The 18,755-nt window shown below is 72.4% G+C and carries 14 protein-coding genes; 7 read left to right on the top strand and 7 right to left on the bottom strand.

Annotated elements, in window-relative coordinates; translation table 11 throughout:
* Positions 1 to 74 precede the first annotated feature (74 nt).
* Positions 75 to 1,616: a glycoside hydrolase family 5 protein gene (locus RT2_RS05575; RefSeq protein WP_169888170.1), complete on the top strand. Its 1,542-nt coding sequence runs from the start codon at positions 75 to 77 to the stop codon at positions 1,614 to 1,616.
* 125 nt (positions 1,617 to 1,741) lie between these two features.
* On the opposite strand, the gene RT2_RS05570 is transcribed toward RT2_RS05575, so the two are convergent.
* Together RT2_RS05570 and RT2_RS05565 are read right to left on the bottom strand one after the other, a co-directional pair.
* Complete coding sequence (locus tag RT2_RS05570; protein WP_072843554.1) at positions 1,742 to 2,038, bottom strand: MGMT family protein; 297 nt, start codon at positions 2,036 to 2,038, stop codon at positions 1,742 to 1,744.
* A 2-nt stretch (positions 2,039 to 2,040) separates the two neighbouring features.
* A complete protein-coding gene (locus RT2_RS05565; protein WP_072843784.1) occupies positions 2,041 to 2,826 on the bottom strand; it encodes an alpha/beta fold hydrolase in 786 nt (261 codons plus the stop codon).
* Between the two features lie 70 nt (positions 2,827 to 2,896).
* On the opposite strand from RT2_RS05565, the gene RT2_RS05560 reads away from it, so the two are divergent.
* Complete coding sequence (locus tag RT2_RS05560; RefSeq protein ID WP_083577091.1) at positions 2,897 to 6,217, top strand: ATP-dependent helicase; 3,321 nt, start codon at positions 2,897 to 2,899, stop codon at positions 6,215 to 6,217.
* Positions 6,214 to 9,654 carry an ATP-dependent helicase gene (locus RT2_RS05555; RefSeq protein WP_072843553.1) on the top strand — a complete coding sequence of 1,147 codons (3,441 nt, stop codon included), beginning with the start codon at positions 6,214 to 6,216 and terminating at the stop codon, positions 9,652 to 9,654. The genes RT2_RS05560 and RT2_RS05555 overlap by 4 nt, the downstream gene beginning before the upstream one ends.
* Before the next feature lie 45 nt (positions 9,655 to 9,699).
* Here the strand turns inward: RT2_RS05555 and RT2_RS05550 are convergent, their stop codons facing one another.
* Positions 9,700 to 10,074, bottom strand: coding sequence for a DoxX family protein (locus RT2_RS05550; RefSeq protein ID WP_083577136.1), 375 nt, complete (start codon positions 10,072 to 10,074; stop codon positions 9,700 to 9,702).
* A gap of 161 nt (positions 10,075 to 10,235) precedes the next feature.
* Here RT2_RS05550 and RT2_RS05545 point away from each other — a divergent pair, with 161 nt between their 5' ends.
* Positions 10,236 to 11,303, top strand: a complete 1,068-nt coding sequence (locus tag RT2_RS05545) for a potassium channel family protein (RefSeq protein ID WP_072843552.1) — start codon at positions 10,236 to 10,238, stop codon at positions 11,301 to 11,303.
* A gap of 43 nt (positions 11,304 to 11,346) precedes the next feature.
* The gene (gene nudC / locus RT2_RS05540; RefSeq protein ID WP_072843781.1) at positions 11,347 to 12,231 is read left to right on the top strand and encodes an NAD(+) diphosphatase; all 885 of its coding nucleotides are present in this window, start codon (positions 11,347 to 11,349) and stop codon (positions 12,229 to 12,231) included.
* A gap of 25 nt (positions 12,232 to 12,256) precedes the next feature.
* On the opposite strand, the gene RT2_RS05535 is transcribed toward nudC, so the two are convergent.
* A complete protein-coding gene (locus tag RT2_RS05535) occupies positions 12,257 to 12,514 on the bottom strand; it encodes a mycoredoxin (RefSeq protein ID WP_072843551.1) in 258 nt (85 codons plus the stop codon).
* Positions 12,515 to 12,602: 88 nt separating this feature from the next.
* Here RT2_RS05535 and RT2_RS05530 point away from each other — a divergent pair, with 88 nt between their 5' ends.
* Positions 12,603 to 14,741 carry an ATP-dependent DNA helicase UvrD2 gene (locus RT2_RS05530; protein ID WP_245709368.1) on the top strand — a complete coding sequence of 713 codons (2,139 nt, stop codon included), beginning with the start codon at positions 12,603 to 12,605 and terminating at the stop codon, positions 14,739 to 14,741.
* Positions 14,742 to 15,286: 545 nt separating this feature from the next.
* The gene (locus RT2_RS05525; protein ID WP_174556673.1) at positions 15,287 to 15,541 is read left to right on the top strand and encodes a WhiB family transcriptional regulator; all 255 of its coding nucleotides are present in this window, start codon (positions 15,287 to 15,289) and stop codon (positions 15,539 to 15,541) included.
* A 19-nt stretch (positions 15,542 to 15,560) separates the two neighbouring features.
* On the opposite strand, the gene RT2_RS05520 is transcribed toward RT2_RS05525, so the two are convergent.
* The 3 genes from RT2_RS05520 to RT2_RS05510 all read right to left on the bottom strand — a co-directional run.
* Entirely contained in the window at positions 15,561 to 16,475 is a 915-nt protein-coding gene (locus tag RT2_RS05520; protein ID WP_072843548.1) for an exodeoxyribonuclease III, read from the bottom strand.
* Between the two features lie 69 nt (positions 16,476 to 16,544).
* On the bottom strand, positions 16,545 to 17,873 hold the full coding sequence (locus RT2_RS05515; protein ID WP_072843780.1) for an ABC1 kinase family protein: 1,329 nt from the start codon (positions 17,871 to 17,873) through the stop codon (positions 16,545 to 16,547).
* Between the two features lie 7 nt (positions 17,874 to 17,880).
* Positions 17,881 to 18,755 (bottom strand): hypothetical protein (locus tag RT2_RS05510; protein ID WP_072843547.1); only part of this gene is annotated, 875 nt, incomplete at its 5' end.

Below are 18,755 nucleotides of genomic sequence, written 5' to 3'. Positions count from 1 at the left end.
CAGGCGTGGTGTGTCTGGCCGCGCGATGCCTCGAGAAGAAGGTGAGTGCCCGACGTATGCGGTCCAAATTCCGATTGAAGACGGCTGTGACGGCGCTGCTGTGTGCGGCGACGATGGCAGCGGGCGGGGCGACAGCGGTCGCGGCGCCGGCCGAACCGGGCGACGGCCGGTTGTCGACCAGCACCTCCGGGGCACCGCGCATCGTCGACGACCTCGGTCGGACGGTCCTCCTACGCGGGATCAATGTCAACGGACTCGGCGAGTACTACCAGGAGTTCCCCGACCTCGACCCGACGATGCCGCTCACGGAGGCGGACTTCGCGGGCATCGCGACCCAGGGCTTCAACGTCGTCCGGCTGATCATGAGCTGGTCGCTGATCGAGCCGCAGCGGGGCGTCTTCGACCACTCGTACCTCGACAAGATCGCGCAGGCGACGGAATGGGCGAAGGCGCACGACATCGGCGTCATCCTGGACATGCACCAGGACGCCTGGGGTCCCGCGGTCGCCACGCCGGACGGCGTGAGCTGCCCTGCGCCGCTGGCGACCTCGGTCGGCTGGGACGGTGCCCCGGCCTGGGCTACCGCGACGATGGGCGGTCTGGCGACCTGCCGACTCGCTGACTCGCGCGAGGTGTCGGTGGTGGTGCAGCAGTCGTTCGAGAACTTCTACAACGACGTCAACGGCATCCAGGGCGAGTTCATCAAGTCGTGGGAGTTCGTGGTCCGGCGCTTCGCCGCGGACCCGACCGTGGTCGGATACGACCTGCTCAACGAGCCCAGTCCCGGCCTGTCGGTGGGCATCAACGACTACCTGCGACTCGGCGCGATGTACGACCGACTGATTCCTGCCATTCGGGCCGCCGAGGCATCGGTGCCGGGCGGCTTCAGCCACACCGCGTACTTCGAGCCGTCGGTGGCCTCCAGCCTGCTCCCGACACCGGGTCCGGCGACGGGCTCGGCAGGTTCGGCCGGTTCGTCGGGCGAACCCAGGTTCACCTCGGATCCCAACCTGGTCTACGCGCCGCACATCTACAACGAGTCGCTGCCGCTCGCGGTCGGCAGTATCGAGTCGGGCTTTGCCGCTGCCGCGAAGGCGGCGGAAGGCTACGGCGGAACACCGTTCTTCTCGGGCGAGTGGGGCTTCTTCGGTGACGACGCGAGCAACCCGGAGAAGGTCGCCCGGTACGCCGCGCAGGAGGACGCGTACCTGGTCGGAGGCACCTGGTGGCAGTGGAAGCAGGCGTGCGGTGACCCGCACAACGTCCAGCATCGCGAGAACCGTCCGGACTGGTGCCAGGCTGGAGAGTTCGGCGAGTTCGAGAGCTTCCCGGCGGACAGCCCCATCCGGGCCATCCTGAGCCGGGCCTACCCGCGCGCGGTCCCCGGCGAGCTGACCGCGATCCGCGCCGACGTGCCCAGTGGAGCCCTCGAGGTCGAGGGCGTCGCGGACCGGGCCGGGGTGTCGGCGGACCTCTGGGTTCCCGCTCGCTGCGCCGTACCCGAGGTCTCGGGTACCAACATCGGAGCGGGAACGGTCCGCTCGGTCGCCGGCGGTTCGCGGGTCTCGGTGCCAGTGTCCGGCGCAGGGGAGTACACGATCACCGTCGCCTGCTGACGGGTCGTGCCGTGCCGCCGGCGGACCGGCGGCACGGCACGAGCCTCGTTGGCGCACAACCTGGTCCCGGCGTCGACCTGCTCACGGCATCGACGTGAGCGGAGGACGTCGGCGAGTGAATCCGATCAGAAGTGGTGCCGGGCCGCGCGCAGGTCCACCCGGCCGTCGTTGATCGGGACGCCTTCCAGTGCGAGTTTGGAGATCTGTCGGTGCGCGAGATGTGCGGCCGGCCGGCCGGAGGCGCCGAGCACCCGGTGCCACGGCAGGTCGGCGGCGTCGGTCCGCATGATCCAGCCGACCGTGCGGGCGCTCGACAACCCGGCCGCGGCCGCGATGTCACCGTAGGTCGCCACCTTGCCCGGCGGGATCGCGGCGACGAGGGCGCGGACCCGCTCGATCTGTTCCTCGGTGGTGGCCGCCACCGCTAGAGCAGCTTCTCGATCAGGGCGGCGACCTCGCCCGGCCGGGCCTGGGCCACCATGTGGTCGACATCCATCTCCACGACGGTCAGTCGGTCGCCGAGGTGGGCGGCTAGTTCCGAACGGTAGTCGGGTGACAGGTACGGCGGCTGCACCCGCATCGCGGGCACCAGCACCGTCGGCAGGTCCGGGGGAGGCAACACGGCGGGGCGGGCCAGTTCGCCCCACGACGCCACCACGGCGGGTACGGAGTAGCGCCAGCCGACTCGGCCGCCCTCGAGTTCGACGAGGTGCTCGGCCATCTCTGCGTCGAGCACCTCGGTGTCGACGCCCGCCCAGGCTCCGTGCACCTTCTCCGAGCGGGCCTCCGCCGCGTCCGTGTAGTCGGGGTAGCGCACCGTCAGGTCCGCGATCTCGAGCATCTGGGCGGGGTTCATGCCGAGCGCGGGATCGAGCAGGACGAGCGCCCGCACCCGTTCCGGTACCCGGCGGGCGAGATGTATGGCGATCGCGCCGCCGTACGAGTGCCCGGCCACCACCACGGGCTCGCTCGTTTCCGTCTCGAGCAGGGCGACGAGGCTGTCGACCTGATCCGCGAGGCCCCACGGCGGCGCCCAGGTGGAGCGGCCGTGCCCTCGGAGGTCGGGCGCGATCACCCGGGCCTGCGGGAGGTACCGCTCGGCCAGGTGCTGCCAGCGTTGCCCATGCCCGGTCATCCCGTGCAGGCCGAGTACGACCGGGCCGTCCGCGGGCCCGTACCGGTGGATCTCGAGATCGCTCACGGGTGCCATCCTGCCCGATCCCACCGACGTTCCCGAGCGGGCGGCGGGGCTGTCGGTGGCCCGTGATGGAATTCCTGTCATGACGAGCAGGGGTGGACGGGACACGGCGGAGCGTTCGCTCGCGACGCTGGTCCGCCGTGCCCCCGACGCAGCCCCGACGCGGGAGTGGGGTCCGCAGGTCCAGCGGTTGCTGGCCCAGGACGGGCCCGGTCCGCGTGAGCACGGCTACGGCTGGCGGCCCTGGCAGGTGCTCGGCGGACCCGGCACCGGGAAGACCTCACTGCTGGTGGACCTCGCGGCGGCCCGGATCAGCGGTCCCGGTGGGAGCCCGGAATCGGTTCTGGTGCTGACACATTCACGCAAGGCCGCCACCGCGGTGCGCGAGGCGATCACCGCGGGGCTGTTCGATACGGGACCTGCCCGCGCCACCCGCGAACCGCTGGTGCGGACCGTGCACTCCTATGCCTTCGCGGTGCTGCGGTTGCAGGCCGCGGCGCACGCCAATCCGCCGCCGCGGCTGATCACCGGCGCCGAGCAGGACGCGGTGCTGCGGGAGATGTTGCGTGGCGACGTCACCGACGGCGCCGAGTACTGGCCGGAGCGGCTCCGGCCCGCGCTGCCGATGACCGGCTTCGCGGTCGAGTTGCGGGACCTGATGCTGCGGGCCGGTGAACGCGGCCTCGGGCCCGAAGACCTGATCGAGCTGGGCCACGCCCACTCGCGGCCGGAGTGGGTGGCGGCCGGGCAGTTCGCCACCCGGTACGAGCAGGTGATGCTGCTGCGCGGTGCCGTCGGGGTGGAGGCGCCGGAGGCGACCGCGCCCGCGCTCGACGCCGCCGAACTGGTCGGCGCCGCGCTGACGGCCTTCGCCACCGACCCGGACCTGCTCCAGCGGGAGCGCCACCGCATCCGGCACCTGTACGTGGACGACGCCCAGCACCTCGACCCGCAGGCGGCCGAACTGGTCCGGCTGCTCGGGACCGGTGCCGAGTCGGCCGTGGTCGCCGGGGACCCGGACCAGGCGGTGTTCGGCTTCCGTGGCGCGGACTCGCGGTTCCTGATGGACCTCGCCGAGAACGGGTCGGACCGGCAGGTGGTGCTCGACACCGCGTACCGCAACGCCGCACGGATCGGGGAACTGGTGGGTTCGGTCGCCGGCCGGCTGCCCGGACTGCCCCCGCACCGCGGTGCTTCCACCGTCCCCGGCGCGGACCCGGGCCGGGTGCACGTGGAGGTACTCGCCACCCAGGGCAAGGAGTCCGCATTGATCGCGGACACCCTGCGTCGGGCGCATCTGCACGACGAGGTGCCGTGGTCGAAGATGGCGGTCGTCGTCCGGTCGGTGCCGCGGGCACTGGCCCCGCTGCGCCGCGCGCTGCTGGCGGCCGGGGTGCCGGTGACCACCGCGGCGTCCGAACTGCCGCTCGCCCGCCAGCACGCGGTCGGCGGTCTGCTCCTGGCGATGCGGGCCGTGGCGGGCGGCGAGTTCACTGGAGAGGACGCGCTGGCACTGGTGTCCGGCCCCGTCGGCGGCGCGGATCCGGTGACGCTGCGGCGGCTGCGCCGCGGACTGCGCCGCGTCGAGCTGGCCGCGGGCGGCGAACGAGACTCCGCAGAACTGCTGCGGCAGCTGATCGTGGACGGGGAGGACGAACACGGCGACCTGACCGCCGCCCTCACCGACGTCGAGTTCGCCGCGCTGCGGCGGGTGCTCAAGATCCTCGGCCAGGCTCGGGCCGCGCACCGGCAGGGCCGTGGGGTGGAGACCGTGCTGTGGACCTGCTGGCGCGCCACCGGACTGGAGAAGCGGTGGGCGGCGGCGTCGGTCCGCGGCGGCCCCATCGGCGCGCAGGCGGACCGGGACCTCGACGCGGTGGTGGCACTGTTCGACCGGGCCGCCAACTACGTGGACCGGTTGCCGCGGGCGAGCCTCGCCGGTTTCGTGGAATACCTTTCCGAACAGGAGATCCCGAGCGACCCACGCTCTGCGGCGGCGGTGCCGGGGGAGTCGGTGTCGGTGCTCAGCGCGCACTCGGCGGTCGGCCGGGAGTGGGACGTCGTGGTGGTCGCCGGCGTGCAGGAGGGTTTGTGGCCGGGCCTGCGGTCCCGCGGGACCCTCCTCGGCACCGAGGCGCTTGTCGACCTCACCGCCGGTGTCGGCGATGCCACGCCGGGCAGTGAGGCTCGGCTCTCGCGCACCGCGCCCCTGCTGGCCGAGGAGCGACGGCTGTTCCTGTTGGCCTGCAGTCGGGCCCGGCGCTCGCTCCTGGTCACCGCGGTGAACTCCGCCACCGGCGACACCGACCTGGTGCCCTCCCGCTTCGTCGACGAACTCCTCGGCGGCGGGGTGGTCGACGGCGAGCCCGCGGACTCGACGTTGCCGCCCGCACCGCTGCCGGCGGGACGGGTGCTGGCGCTGCCCGCGCTCGTCGCCGAGTTGCGGCGCGTGGTGTGTGACCCCGAACTGGCCGAGAGTGACCCGCAGATGCAGGTCAGGGCCGCCCGGCAGCTGGCCCGACTGGCCCGCGCCGGGGTCCGCGGCGCGCACCCGGACCACTGGTACGGCGTGGCCGGCGTCAGTACCGAGGCCACCCTCTGGGACGTCGAGGACGGCCCGGTTCCCCTCTCGCCCTCGACCATCGAACAACTCGACGCCTGCCCGCTGCGATGGGTCCTCGAGCGGCACGGCGGCACCGACGGGGAGAACACCACTGCGGTGGCGGGCACCCTGGTGCACACCCTGGTGCAGGCGTTGGCCGGCAACCTGCCGCCGGACCAGGTGCGCCGGGCGCTGGCGACCGCGTGGGACGCGGTGGATCTCGGGTCGCAGTGGTACTCGCGGCGCGAGATGGACCGCACCGGCCAGATGCTCGACTCCTTCTCCGAGTGGCTGCGGCTCTCGCGCCGCGAACTCACCGAGATCGGCGTCGAGGTCGCGGTCGACGGGGTGCTCGAGCCGCGCGCCGAGGGGGAGCCGTCGATCCACCTGCGCGGCCGGATCGACCGGCTCGAGCGTGACGCCGACGGCCGGCCCGTCATCGTCGACGTCAAGACGGCGCGAGCCCCGGTGAGCAGGGAGGCCGCGCAGCAGCACGCGCAGCTCGCGACCTACCAGTTGGCGGTGCTGGCGGGCGCGATCGACGGCGAGCCGGCGACCGCGCCGGGCGGTGGCCGGCTGGTGTTCGTGGCCGCACCGCACCAGAAGGAGGGTGCGGCACAGCGGTTGCAACCGCCGCTCGACGAGGAGTCGCAGGCGCAGTGGCTGGACGTCGTACACGGCGCCGCGGCCGCGACCCAGGGCCCACACTTCTGGGCCCGCCCCAACGAGGGCTGCCGGCACTGCCCGGTGTTCTCGAGCTGCCCCGCCCAGGAGACCGGACGACAGGTGACCGAAGAATGACCGCCCGGCATCCGGGCGAACCCCGGGTCAGCCCCGCCCAGCTCGCACTCGCCCTCGGCCAGCACCCGCCCACCGAGGAGCAGGCGGCGGTGATCGCAGCGCCGATCGGCCCGACGTTGGTGGTCGCCGGCGCGGGCGCCGGCAAGACCGAGACGATGGCCGCCCGGGTGGTCTGGCTCGTCGCGAACGGCATGGTCGACCCCGAGCAGGTCCTCGGACTCACCTTCACCCGCAAGGCCGCGCAGCAACTCACCAGCCGAATCCGGCAGCGCCTCGCGCGGTTGGCCGGTTCTGACCTGCTGCGTTCGCTCGACCCCAGCGGCGGCCTGCGCGGCCGGATCCTCGCCGGCGAACCGGAGGTCAGCACCTACCACTCGTACGCGGGCCGGCTGCTCACCGAGCACGGACTGCTGCTGCCGATGGAACCGTCCGCCGAACTGCTCTCGGAGACGGCGCTGTGGCAGCTCGCGCACCGCGTGGTCAGCTCCTGGGACGGCGACCTCGACACCGACCGCAACCCCACCTCGTTGACCGAGGCGGTGCTCGCCCTGTCGGGTCAGCTGGCCGAGCACCTGGTGGAGCCGGAGGACCTGCGCGAGGCGCACACCGAGCTGGACAAGCTGGTGCACACGCTGCCCGCCGGTCCCCGCCAACGCGGCGGCCCGAAGAAGGAGCTGCTGGCGCTGCTCGACACCCAGCACGAGCGGGTCGCGCTGCTGCCGTTGGTGCGGCGGGTGGCCGAGGCGCTCCGCCGGGAGGGCGCCCTGGACTTCGGCAGTCAGATGTCGCTCGCCGCGCGCGTCGCCGCGGAGCATCCCGAGGTCGGCCGCGCCGAGCGGCACCGGTTCCGGGTGGTGCTCCTCGACGAGTACCAGGACACCGGGCACGCGCAGCGTGTGCTGCTGTCGTCGCTGTTCGGCGGGGGCGAGGACGGCGGACTCGCGCTGACCGCGGTCGGCGATCCGATGCAGTCCATCTACGGCTGGCGGGGCGCGTCGGCCGCCAACCTGCCGCGGTTCGCCACCGACTTCCCGCTGCCGGACGGTCGGCCCGCGCCGCGGCTCGAGCTGCTCACCAGCTGGCGCAACCCACCGGAGGCGCTCACCCTGGCCAACGCGGCCTCGGCCCCGTTGCGGGAACGGGGTGTCCCCGTGCAGCAGCTGCGCCCCCGTCCCGGGGCCGTGGCCGGCGACATCCGGTTGCTGCTCGCCGAGGACGTCGACCGCGAACGAGACTGGGTCGCAGAGCGGATCGCGGGGGAGTACGCGGCCGCGCGCGCAGTGGGGGAGCCGCCGCCGACCGCCGCGGTGCTGATCCGCCGCAATGCCGACGCGGCACCGGTGGCCGCCGCGCTGCGCAGACGGGGCCTGCCCGTCGAGGTGGTGGGACTGGGCGGACTGCTGCACACCCCGGAGGTCGCCGACGTCATCGCGATGCTCCGGATGGTGGCCGACCCCCTGGCCGGCAGCGCCGCGATGCGGGTCCTGACCGGGGCGCGTTGGCAGCTCGGTGCCGCCGACCTCGCGGCCCTCTGGCGGCGGGCACGTGAACTCGCGATCGGCGCCTCCCGTGGTACCGGCGGCACGGTCACCGACGCGGCAAGCTTGGACCAGGCGCTCGAGGCGGCACTGCCGGGGGAGCAGGCGGAGAACGCGGGTCTGGCCGACGCGATCGCGGACCCCGGTGGCGCTCAACGCTATTCGAAGCGCGGCTACGCCCGGATCGGCGCGCTCGCCGGGGAACTGGCGTCGCTGCGTGAGCGGATCGGGCAGCCGCTCACCGAGCTGGTCTCGGAGGTCGAGCGGGTCCTCGGCATCGGCATCGAGGCGCAGGCCCGGCTGAGCTGGTCCGGCGCCGGCGGGGCCGGTCGCGAACACCTCGACGCGTTCGCGGACGCCGTGGCGGGGTACGCCCGTAACCCCTCGGCCACCCTCACCGGGCTGCTGGCCTTCCTGGCCGCGGCGGAGACGGTGGAGAAGGGACTGGCACCCGGCGAGGTGGAGGTCGCACCGGACCGGGTGCAGGTGCTCACCGTGCACTCGGCGAAGGGCCTCGAGTGGCAGGTGGTCGCGGTGCCGCACGTGGTCGACGGGGTGTTCCCGTCCTCGACGGCCTCCGGCAGCTGGCTCGGCGCGGTCGGCGAGCTGCCCCCGTCCCTGCGCGGGGACCGGGCCCGGCCCGGTGACGACGCGGACGGCATCCCGGTGCTCGACCTGGAGAACGTCTACGACCGCAAGGATCTCGAGGACGCGGTCGCTGCGCACAAGAAGGCACTGGCCCAGCGCAAGCTCGACGAGGACCGGCGGCTGTTCTACGTCGCGCTCACCCGTACCGAGCGGGTCCTGTACGTGTCCGGACACCACTGGCCGGAATCGGGATCCAAGCCGAAGGGTCCGTCCGACTTCCTGCGCGAGATCCGCGAGTTGGTGCTCGCCGCGGACGAGACGGACGAGCCGATCGGGGTGGTCGAGGCGTGGGCACCCGCACCCGAGGAGGACTCGGAGAACCCGCTGACCGCGGACCCCGTCGCCGCGCAGTGGCCGCCGGACCCGTTGGGGGCCAGGCGGGCCGGGGTGCAGGCGGGTGTCCGGCTGGTGCTCGACGCGCTCGCGTCGCCGGAACCCGAACCCGAACCCGAACCGGAACCCGAGGGCGAGCCGGACCCCCTCGGCTCCGACAACGCGGCCGCCGACGACACGCCCGCCGAGGACGACCCCGAGGGCTGGGCCGCGGACGTGGATGCGCTGCTCGCGGAGCGGGCCCGCAGGGCCGCCGCCCGCGCCGAGGTTGCCCTGCCGGCACAGCTGTCCGTGAGCCAGCTGGTGGACCTGGCAGCCGCGCCCGACGAGCTGGCGGCCCGGCTGCGTCGGCCGTTGCCGTTCCCGCCGAACCCCCTGGCACGCAGGGGAACCGCCTTCCACGCCTGGGTCGAGCGTCGGTTCGGGGCGACCACGCTGCTCGACATGGACGAGTTGCCCGGTGCCGCGGACGTCGAGGGCAGCGGCGACGACGACCTGTCGGTCCTGCAGGAGTCGTTCCTGCGATCGAAGTGGGCGAACCGCAACCCGGTCGAGGTGGAGGTGCCGTTCGAGACGTCGCTCGCGGGGACCGTGGTCCGGGGCCGCATCGACGCGGTCTTCGCCGATCCCGACGGCGGCTGGACGGTGATCGACTGGAAGACCGGCGCCGAACCCACGGCCGCGAACGAACGCGCCGTCGCGATGCAGTTGGCCGCCTACCGGCTGGCCTGGGCGGAGCTGATGTCTGCACGGATGGTCGCGCGGGGTGAGCCGCCGGTCGCGCTCGAACGGGTGCGGGCGGCGTTCCACTACGTGCGGACCGCGCGCACCATTTCCCCAGCGGACCTACCTGACGCCGGTGACCTGGTCCGACTCATCGAGACGGCCGGGGCGAGCGCGGGCGGGCGGGACGAGTAGCCGGCGTCCGCACCAGGAAATCACCGCATTGCGAAAGCGCCGTGCTCAGGCGGCTTCGCGGCGGACCTTGAGAGCGGCGGCGATCAGGGGCAGCTGCAAGGGCAGCCGCGCGACCGCGACGGCCTTGAGCGGCAGGGGCGTAGAGCTGCGGCCCAGCCAGTCCACCGCCATCTGCACGTTGGCGGGGAACACCGCGACGAACAGTGCCGCGGCGAGGGTGCCGCCGAGCCGTCGGGTGCGCGGCACCGCGATCGCCGCCCCGACCGCCAGCTCCGCGACGCCCGAGGCGTAGGTGTACGCCCGGGGGCTGCCGGGCAGCTGCCGCGGCACGATCGAGTCGAACGGCTTGGGGTTCACGAAGTGCAAGGTGCCCGCGCCGAGCAGGATCGCCGAGAGTGCGGTGCTGGATTTGAGTGCGATGCCCCGACCGTACGGCGTCGCGGTGCCGGGCGTGGGGCGGCAGATCGGCGGCCGCGAGCACGGGAAGACGACCGGCCACACCGTCAGGCATCGGTCCGTGCACCGGGCGGACCCGCCTCGGTTAGGCTCCCTGCCGATGTCTGCGAACGAGGAAGCCCCTCATGGCCGGTAAATTGCGTGCGCGCCTACGCAATCAGGACGCGCTGAACGATCGGCCGGACTACACGCTGGTGGGTGTGCTGCGCATTCCGGAGATCCTGCGGAGCCCGTCCCGGGCGATCTTCCGCCGGGTCCTGATGGCGGTGGCCGTCCTCATGCTCGCGGTGCTGGTGGTCTACATCGACCGGGACGGCTACCGGGACGCGCAGGAGAACGAGCTCTCTTTCCTGGACTGCCTCTACTACGCGACCGTCTCGCTCTCGACCACCGGGTACGGCGACATCACGCCGATCACGCCGAGCGCCCGGCTCATCAACGTCATCCTCATCACGCCCCTGCGCGTGATGTTCCTCATCATCCTGGTCGGCACCACCCTCACGGTCCTCACCGAGCGGTCCCGCCAGGCATTCAAGATCCAGCGTTGGAGGCAGTCCGTGCGCAATCACACCGTCGTCGTCGGATACGGCACCAAGGGCCGCACCGCGGTCGAGGCGATGCTCGGCGACGACATCGCGCCGTCGGACATCGTGGTCGTCGACACCGACCAGGCGATGCTCGACGCGGCGGCCGGCCTCGGCCTGGTCACCGTGCTCGGCAACGCCACCAAGTCGGACGTGCTGCGACTGGCGGGTGTGCAGAACGCGGCGTCGATCATCGTCGCCACCAACCGCGACGACACCGCGGTGCTGGTGACGCTCACCGCCCGCGAGGTGGGTCCGAAGGCCAAGATCGTCGCCGCCATCCGGGAGAGCGACAACGCGCACCTGCTGCGCCAGTCGGGCGCCGACTCGGTGGTCGTGTCGTCGGAGACCGCGGGCCGCCTGCTCGGCATCGCGCGTACCACCCCGACCGTCGTGGAGATGATCGAGGACCTGCTCACCCCGGAGGCCGGATTCGCCATCGCCGAACGCGAGGTCGAGCGGGACGAGATCGGCGGTTCGCCGCGGCACCTGGCGGACATCGTGCTCGGCGTGGTGCGCGAGAACCGGTTGTTCCGGGTCGGCGAGCCCGAGGTCGACGCGGTGGAGGAAGGCGACCGGCTCCTCTACATCCGCCGGGTCACCAAGTAGTCCGTCGTCGGCACCTAGGGTTGGGTCCGTGGCTGACTTCCAGATGACTGACCAACCGCTCCTGTCCCGTTCGGCGCTCGACCGGGCCGAGGAACTGCGCGCGGACACCGACGCGCTGCGGGCGGGCTGGGCGGACGCGTCGGTGCTGCGGGTCACGCGGCGAGGCCAGGTGCGGGTCGACGGCACCCGGCTGCTGCTCGAACCCGCCGCCGACCTCGGCGACGAGCCGGTGCCGGGTGCGGTCTTCCTGGGCAGGCGCGACGGCCGCCACCTGTGGGCGGTGCGGGTCGCGGCGCTGACCGGCGAGCTCGGCGACCTGCGGCTGATCGGCCACCGGCTCGACGACTCCAGCGCCGGCCTGCTGACCACCGCGGTGGCGGTGCTGAACTGGCACGACAGCGCGGGCTTCAGTGCCGTCGACGGGGCGCCGACCACGCCGACGATGTCCGGGTGGTCACGGCACAGCACCAGCACCGGTCACGAGGAGTTCCCGCGCACCGATCCGGCGGTGATCTGTCTGGTCCACGACGGCGCCGACCGGGTGCTGCTCGCGCGCGGACCGCACTGGCCGGAGCGTCGCTTCTCCGTGCTGGCCGGGTTCGTGGAGGCGGGCGAGTCGCTGGAGACCTGCGTGATCAGGGAGATCTCCGAGGAGGTCGGGATCACGGTTCGCGACGTGCGCTACCTCGGCAGCCAGCCCTGGCCGTTCCCGCGGTCGGTGATGATCGGGTTCTCCGCGGTCGCGGACCCCGACGCGCCCCTGGTCTTCGCCGACGGCGAGATCGTGGAGGCGCACTGGTTCGGCCGCGACGAGGTGCAGGCGGCCCTGGCGGCGGGCGACTGGACGACGGACACGGACGCGCGTCTGCTGGTGCCCGGGTCGGTGTCGATTGCCCGCGGCATGCTCGAGGCGTGGGCCAAGGCCTGACGGCCCGGCCCACGCCGGGGGACTGCTACAGACCCAGGGCCTTCTTGACGTCGGCGAGCGTCGGGTTGGTGGCGGTGCTGCCGTCGGCGAACTTCACGGTCGGCACCACGTGGTTGCCGCCGTTGACCTTGCCGACGAACTCGGCGGACGCGGGATCGTCCTCGATGTCGATCTCGACGTAGCTGATGCCGGACTCGTCGAGCTGCTTCTTGAGTCGGCGGCAGTACCCGCACCAGGTGGTGGAGTAGATGGTCAGGGCGGTGGCGGTTTCAGTTGCAGTCACGGCGGATACAACACCACGACGGCCGCGAGTTGTTCCAGTTGCCCACGCGATGGGTCCTATGTCGGTGGCCGATGACAGAATGGCCGTCATGTCAGCCGCCGACACCGACACCGGTCTGGACCCTCAGCAGTCGGCCGCAGTACTGGCCCCGCGCGGCCCTGTCTGCGTGCTCGCGGGGGCCGGGACGGGCAAGACCCGCACCATCACCCGACGGATCGGCCACCTGGTTGCGGGCGGTCACGTCTCCGCCGGGCAGGTGCTCGCGGTCACGTTCACGGCCCGTGCGGCCGGCGAGATGCGGGCCCGGCTGCGCACCCTCGGCATCGGGGAGGGCGCCAGCCAGGTGCAGGCCCGCACCTTCCACGCCGCGGCGCTGCGCCAGCTGCGCTACTTCTGGCCGCAGGTGGTCGGCGACACCCCGTGGGAGCTGCTGGACCGCAAGTTCACCATCGTGGCGCAGGCCGCGAACCGGGCCGGCCTGTCCACCAGCACCGAGAGCGTCCGGGACCTCGCCGGCGAGATCGAGTGGTCGAAGGCGTCGCTGATCGCGCCGGAGGACTACGCGGCGGCTGCGGCCCGCTCCCGGCGTGAGCCGCCCGCGGACCCCGGCAAGGTCGCCGACGTGTACGCCGCCTACGAGGCGCTCAAGGTCCGCGGCGACGGCATGCTGCTGGACTTCGACGACCTCCTGCTGCACACCGCCGCCGCACTCGAGGAGAACTCCTCGGTGGCCGAGGAGTTCCGGGACCGTTACCGCTGTTTCGTGGTGGACGAGTACCAGGACGTGACGCCGCTGCAGCAGCGGGTGCTCGACGCGTGGCTGGGGGACCGCGACGACCTCACCGTCGTCGGCGACGCGAACCAGACCATCTACTCCTTCACCGGCGCCACCCCGCGCTACCTGCTCGACTTCTCCCGACGGTTCCCGGACGCCACCGTCGTCCGCCTGGAACGGGACTACCGGTCCACCCCGGAGGTGGTCTCCCTGGCGAACCGGGTGATCGGCGCGGCCCGCGGCCGGATCGCCGGCTCCCGGCTGCAGCTGATCGGTCAGCGCGCGCCCGGGCCCGAGCCGGAGTTCGCCGAGTTCGACGACGAGCCCGCCGAGGCGGCGGGAGTGGCGAAGGCGATCCAGAAGCTCATCGCCGCGGGCACCCCGGCCGCGGAGATCGCGGTGTTGTATCGGATCAACGCGCAGTCGGAGGCGCACGAGCAGGCCCTGACCGAACTCGACATCCCGTACCAGTTGCGTGGTGGCGAGGGCTTCTTCATGCGGCAGGAGGTCCGGCAGGCGGTCTCCGCGCTGCGTCAGGCCGCGTCCCGTGACGACCTGCCCGAAGGCGCCGACCACGGCCCGGCCCTGGTCACCCTGGTCCGCGCGGTCCTGGTGCCGCTCGGGCTCACCGACACCGAACCGGTGGGCGCGCAGGCGCGCGAGCGCTGGGCCTCGCTGGGCGCACTGGTCCAGCTCACCGAGGACCTGCTCACCCACGAGCCGGACCTGGACCTGGCCGGGCTGCTGCGGGACCTCGCCGCCCGGGCCGAGGCCCGGCACCCACCGACGGTGCAGGGCGTGACGCTGGCCTCGCTGCACGCGGCCAAGGGGCTCGAGTGGGACGCGGTGTTCCTCGTCGGGCTCGCCGACGGCACGCTGCCCATCGCGCACGCGCTGGGGGACAGCAAGTCACCCGGTGACGAGGCGGCGATCGAGGAGGAGCGGCGACTGCTCTACGTCGGCGTTACCCGCGCCCGCGAGCACCTGCAGCTGTCCTGGGCGTTGGCCCGCAACGAGGGCGGCCGCAAGTCGCGGCGTCGGTCCCGCTTCCTGCACGGCCTGATCCCGGAGGACTCGCCGGCGTCCCGGATCGCGGCGCCCGCGGCAACGCCGAAGAAGCGGCCGCGCTGCCGGGTGTGCGGCAAGCCGCTGCTCGGCACCGCGGCGACGATGCTCGGGCGCTGCGAGTCCTGCCCGTCGAACCTCGACGCCGCGTTGTTCGACTCGCTCAAGGCCTGGCGGTCCGAGAAGTCGAAGGAGCTGAAGGTGCCTGCCTACGTGGTGTTCAGCGACGCCACGCTCACCGCGATCGCCGAACAGCAGCCGAAGGACGACCGCGGCCTGGTGGCGATCCCCGGGATCGGTGCGGCGAAGCTCGAACGGTACGGGGAGGACGTCCTCGCGGTGGTGCGGGGCGAGACCCCGGTCGGCGACCCGGAACTGGCGCCGTGACCGGATTGTAGGAAAACCGCAGGTCAAAAATGGGTTGTGTGGTTTGTGGGAGACCGCATACCCTGGTTTCCGACGCGGCGAGCTTCGGCTCGCCGTCGTTGGACCAAATAAGGAACCACAGTCCGCACGAGGGAAAGGGAGGTGATTGGCAATGATCGATTGGAACGGCAGCGCGCCAGGCGTCGCAGCGACCACTCGCATCGCTCCCGCCGCTCACCTGCCCGCGGCAGCGTGGTCGGCGACGCCGAATCGCGTCCTGCGCCATCGCGCAGCAGATGCACTCCTCGCAGTGCATGCAGCCGACGCAGCAGCCCTCTCGTCCGTGCCCAGGAGTAGACCCCGAGTCATCACTCGGTAGGAATCATCTCCTTCCTCTCGGCCACGGACGCACCAGCGGACCGTGGCCTTCTTGTTTCGAGCACCAAGCTCCAGGCCCGGCTACAGGTTCGCACCACGACCTGACACCACCGAAGAAGCCTAAGGAGCATGACGTGCCAACCGTCACCTGCCGAGACGATTTCCGGACCGCCACGAGCGAGCCGACCGTGATCGGCGTCGTGCGACGCGAGCTGCCGTGCCGAGCCGACAACCCCGACCTCTGGTTCGCGGAGACCCCCGCCGAACTCGAACAGGCCAAGTCCCTGTGCGTGCAGTGCCCCATCCGCGCCCGATGCCTGAGCGCGGCCCTCGACCGTGCCGAGCCGTGGGGGGTGTGGGGCGGCGAGATCCTCGACCAGGGTGTCGTCATCGCCCGCAAGCGTCCCCGCGGTCGCCCCCGGAAGGTGGCGGTCTGCGCCTGACCGACGGGTCGGCGGCGGATCAGAGGTCGTAATCGACCACGACGGGGGCGTGATCGCTCATCCGTCGGTCCGCTGCCGGTTCGCGGTCGGTGCCGGCGGCGACGGCTGTCCGAGCGAGCCTCGGCGTCGCGAGGTGGTAGTCGATGCGCCAGCCGACGTCGTTGGTGAACGACTGCCCCAGCCACGACCACCAGGTGTACGGGCCGTCGGTGTCCGGATGCCGGCTGCGGACCACGTCCACGAGCGTGCGCGGCGAGAGGATCGAGTCGAACCACTGACGTTCCTCGGGGAGGTAGCCCTCGGCCTGAGCACTGCGCCGCCAGTTCCGCACGTCGTGGTGGGTGTGCGCGATGTTGAGGTCGCCCATGAGCAGCAGTTCCCGGCCTTGGGCGCGGGCGTCGCGGCGCGAGCGCGTCAGCTGACGCGCGAAAGCGTCGAGGAAGCGCATCTTGCGCTCGTAGCGGGCGCCGCCGTCCGGCGCCTCACGCATCCGCCCCGGCTTCTGCAGGTGTGCGGGGAGGCCGCCCTTCGGCAGGTACAGCGACGCGACCGTGATCGGCGCGTCGGCGAGGTCCACCTCGAGGTACCGGCCCTGATCGGCGAACTCGCGCAGTCCCCGTGCCAGCGAAACCGGGCCGAGTTCGACTGTGTCGGTGTGAGTTTCATCGGGCGCTCGGATCAGTGCGGTGCCGGTCCAGGTCCGTACCGCCGCGGGCGCGCGCCGGGTGAGGACAGCGACGCCGTTACGCCCGGCGAGGGTCCCGGCGTCGTAGGCGAGGTGGTACGGGCCGAACACGTCGGGGGGAATCGCGGACGCGGGTGCTCGCAACTCCTGCAACGCGACCACGTCGGGGCGCCGCTCCCGCAGCCACTGCTCGAAACCCCGCCGCTGCGCGGCCCGGATGCCGTTGAGGTTGAATGTCGCGATCCGCACGATCGCACAGTGTAGGCAGCGCGTTCACGACGGCACCGAGCACTCGGTGCGCCGGCGAGGGGGCCGTTGTCACTCGGCCCGCTGCACCTCGTCGGTGAAGCCCGGCAGCCACTGCGTCAGGATCCCCATGTACGGCGCCTCCGCGTCGAGTTGCGCGCAGATCCCGACGGACCCGAGCAGCACCCGGAAGATCATCACGTACTCGGCCGGCATGTTCAGTGCCCGGGCGGTACGGAAGTGCTGGGAGGAGAAGTCCGTCGCCGTGCCCGCCGCACGCTGCAGCCACGTCCGGGTGAAATGGAAGGACTCGGTGTGGATCGGGTCGGTGAACGGACGCAGGTAGTCGGAAATCTCCTGGTGGGTGACCGTCTTGCCGGGGAGCACGAATCCGTTGTCGCGCAACAGTTCCGTGAGCTCCTTGAACCGCTGGTCGAGGGCGAGGCGGACCATCCGGCCCAGTACCGGGGGCAGGCCGCCGGGCATCGGGGCGCAGGCACCGAAGTCGAGCACGCCGAGTCGGCCGTCGGGCAGCATCATGAAGTTGCCCGGGTGCGGGTCGCAGTGCAGCAGACCCACCCGGGCCGGGGAGGCGAAGTGGAACTCGGCGAGCAGGGCCCCGGCACTGTTGCGCTGAAGAACGGTCCCCGTGGTGATGATCGTCGACAGCGGCGTCGCCGACATCCACTCGCTGACCACGACCTTCGGTGCGCTGGCGACGATCTTGGGGATCGCGAACTTCGGGTCGCCGTCGAACTCGGCCGCGAATGCGCGCTGGTTGTCCGCCTCGATCCGGTAGTCCAGTTCGTCCTCGGTGCGCGCGCTCAGTTCGTCGAGCACCGGCTTGACGTCCGCGCCGGGCATCACCGAGTTGAACATCCCGGCGAGCCGCGACAGGGTCTTGAGGTCTGCCCGCAACGCCTCGTCGGCCCCGGGGTACTGCACCTTCACCGCCACGTCGCGGCCGTCCGACCACACCGCGCGGTGCACCTGGCCGATGCTCGCCGAGGCCGTGGGCACGTCGTCGAAACTGCTGAACCGTTCGCGCCACTTGGTGCCGAGCTGGCTGTCGAGCACCTTGTGCACCTTGCGGGCGGGCAGCGGCGGTGCCTCGGCCTGCAGCTTGGTCAGCGCGTCCCGGTACGGCTCCGCGAACTCCTCGGGCACCGCAGCCTCCATCACGCTCAGTGCCTGCCCGAGCTTCATGGCCCCGCCCTTGAGCTCGCCGAGCACGGTGAACAGCTGTTCGGCGGCCTGCGAGGCGAGCTTCGCGTCTATCTCCCCGCGGTCGCCGCCCGCCAGCTTGCGTCCGAACCCGACGGCGGCTCGGCCCGCGATACCGATCGGAATGCTTGCCAGTTTGGCGGTGCGGGCGGAGCTGCGGCGGGGGATGTCAGACACCACTCCATCATGTCTGACGATCCACCGGTTCGCCCACCGCCCCGGGCTCGGTGGGCGGCTCGTGACATCCGCACCGGGGATGTCGCCGCCACCGCCGCCTGATCAGCGCCGGTGACGAGACGTCCAGTTCGAGGGTGGTGTCGAGCGTGGCGGGCGGGTGCGCCGGGTTGACGTCGAGGACGGTGTCCAGCTCGCCCAGCGCCAGGCCGACGGTCGCCAGCACCGTGGCCTGCTCGGCGTGTCCGACCGCACCGAGTAGCTGGGCGGCCAGGTGCGGCCACTCGGGGTCCCGGTCGCTGCGGGTCAGGTCCGCGCAGCGCAGGCAGCTGGTGCGGCCCGGCAGCACCAGTGGCCCGACGATGCCGCGGCCGTCGCGCAACCGCACCTGCAGGTGGGGGACCCGGGCGGCGACGAGTTCGGCGACGAGCCCGGGGTCGGGCACCAGGTCGTCGGCGAGCACGACGCAGTCCGCCCGGCGGGCCGATCGCTCCGCGGACCCCTCGGGCGGGCGCGACCGGCTCAACCGCAGCCGACCCCGGGCCAGCGCGGTCGCGAGGCCGTCCGAGAGCGGGCCACGCCCGTGGATGTGCACCGATCGATCCGCACCGCTGGCGGCGGGGACGAGCAGGTCCGCCGCGGCGAGTTCGGCGAGGATCCGGGCGATGTCGACGAGGCCGATGCCGATCAGGTGCGCCTGCCAGAGCACGTCGGGACGCGAGTGCCGGCCGTCGAGCAGGCGCAGCAGCCCCGCCAACGCCGCGGGCGCCACACCCTCGGGCGCGGCGAGCAGCAGGGCGCGCTCGGGGTCCCAGCCGAGCTGGAGGGTGCCGCTGGGCCGGAGCAGGACCGGGATCCGCGGATCGAGCTGCGGTCCGGCTGCGG

Origin of the sequence: Rhodococcus tukisamuensis NBRC 100609, assembly GCF_001894985.1 — a bacterium.
GTDB classification, from domain to species: Bacteria; Actinomycetota; Actinomycetes; order Mycobacteriales; family Mycobacteriaceae; genus Rhodococcus_G; species Rhodococcus_G tukisamuensis.
Note: the sequence above shows the minus strand (reverse complement) of the source record. Positions and strands in the feature narration are given on the sequence as shown.

What these genes read in the sequence shown, in the direction of transcription:
- RT2_RS05565 (WP_072843784.1), bottom strand. Translation starts at nt 2,826, where the DNA reads ATGGCACCCGTGAGCGATCTCGAGATCCACCGGTACGGGCCCGCGGAC.
- RT2_RS05560 (WP_083577091.1), top strand. Translation starts at nt 2,897, where the DNA reads ATGACGAGCAGGGGTGGACGGGACACGGCGGAGCGTTCGCTCGCGACG.
- RT2_RS05555 (WP_072843553.1), top strand. Translation starts at nt 6,214, where the DNA reads ATGACCGCCCGGCATCCGGGCGAACCCCGGGTCAGCCCCGCCCAGCTC.
- RT2_RS05545 (WP_072843552.1), top strand. Translation starts at nt 10,236, where the DNA reads ATGGCCGGTAAATTGCGTGCGCGCCTACGCAATCAGGACGCGCTGAAC.
- nudC (WP_072843781.1), top strand. Translation starts at nt 11,347, where the DNA reads ATGACTGACCAACCGCTCCTGTCCCGTTCGGCGCTCGACCGGGCCGAG.
- RT2_RS05530 (WP_245709368.1), top strand. Translation starts at nt 12,603, where the DNA reads ATGTCAGCCGCCGACACCGACACCGGTCTGGACCCTCAGCAGTCGGCC.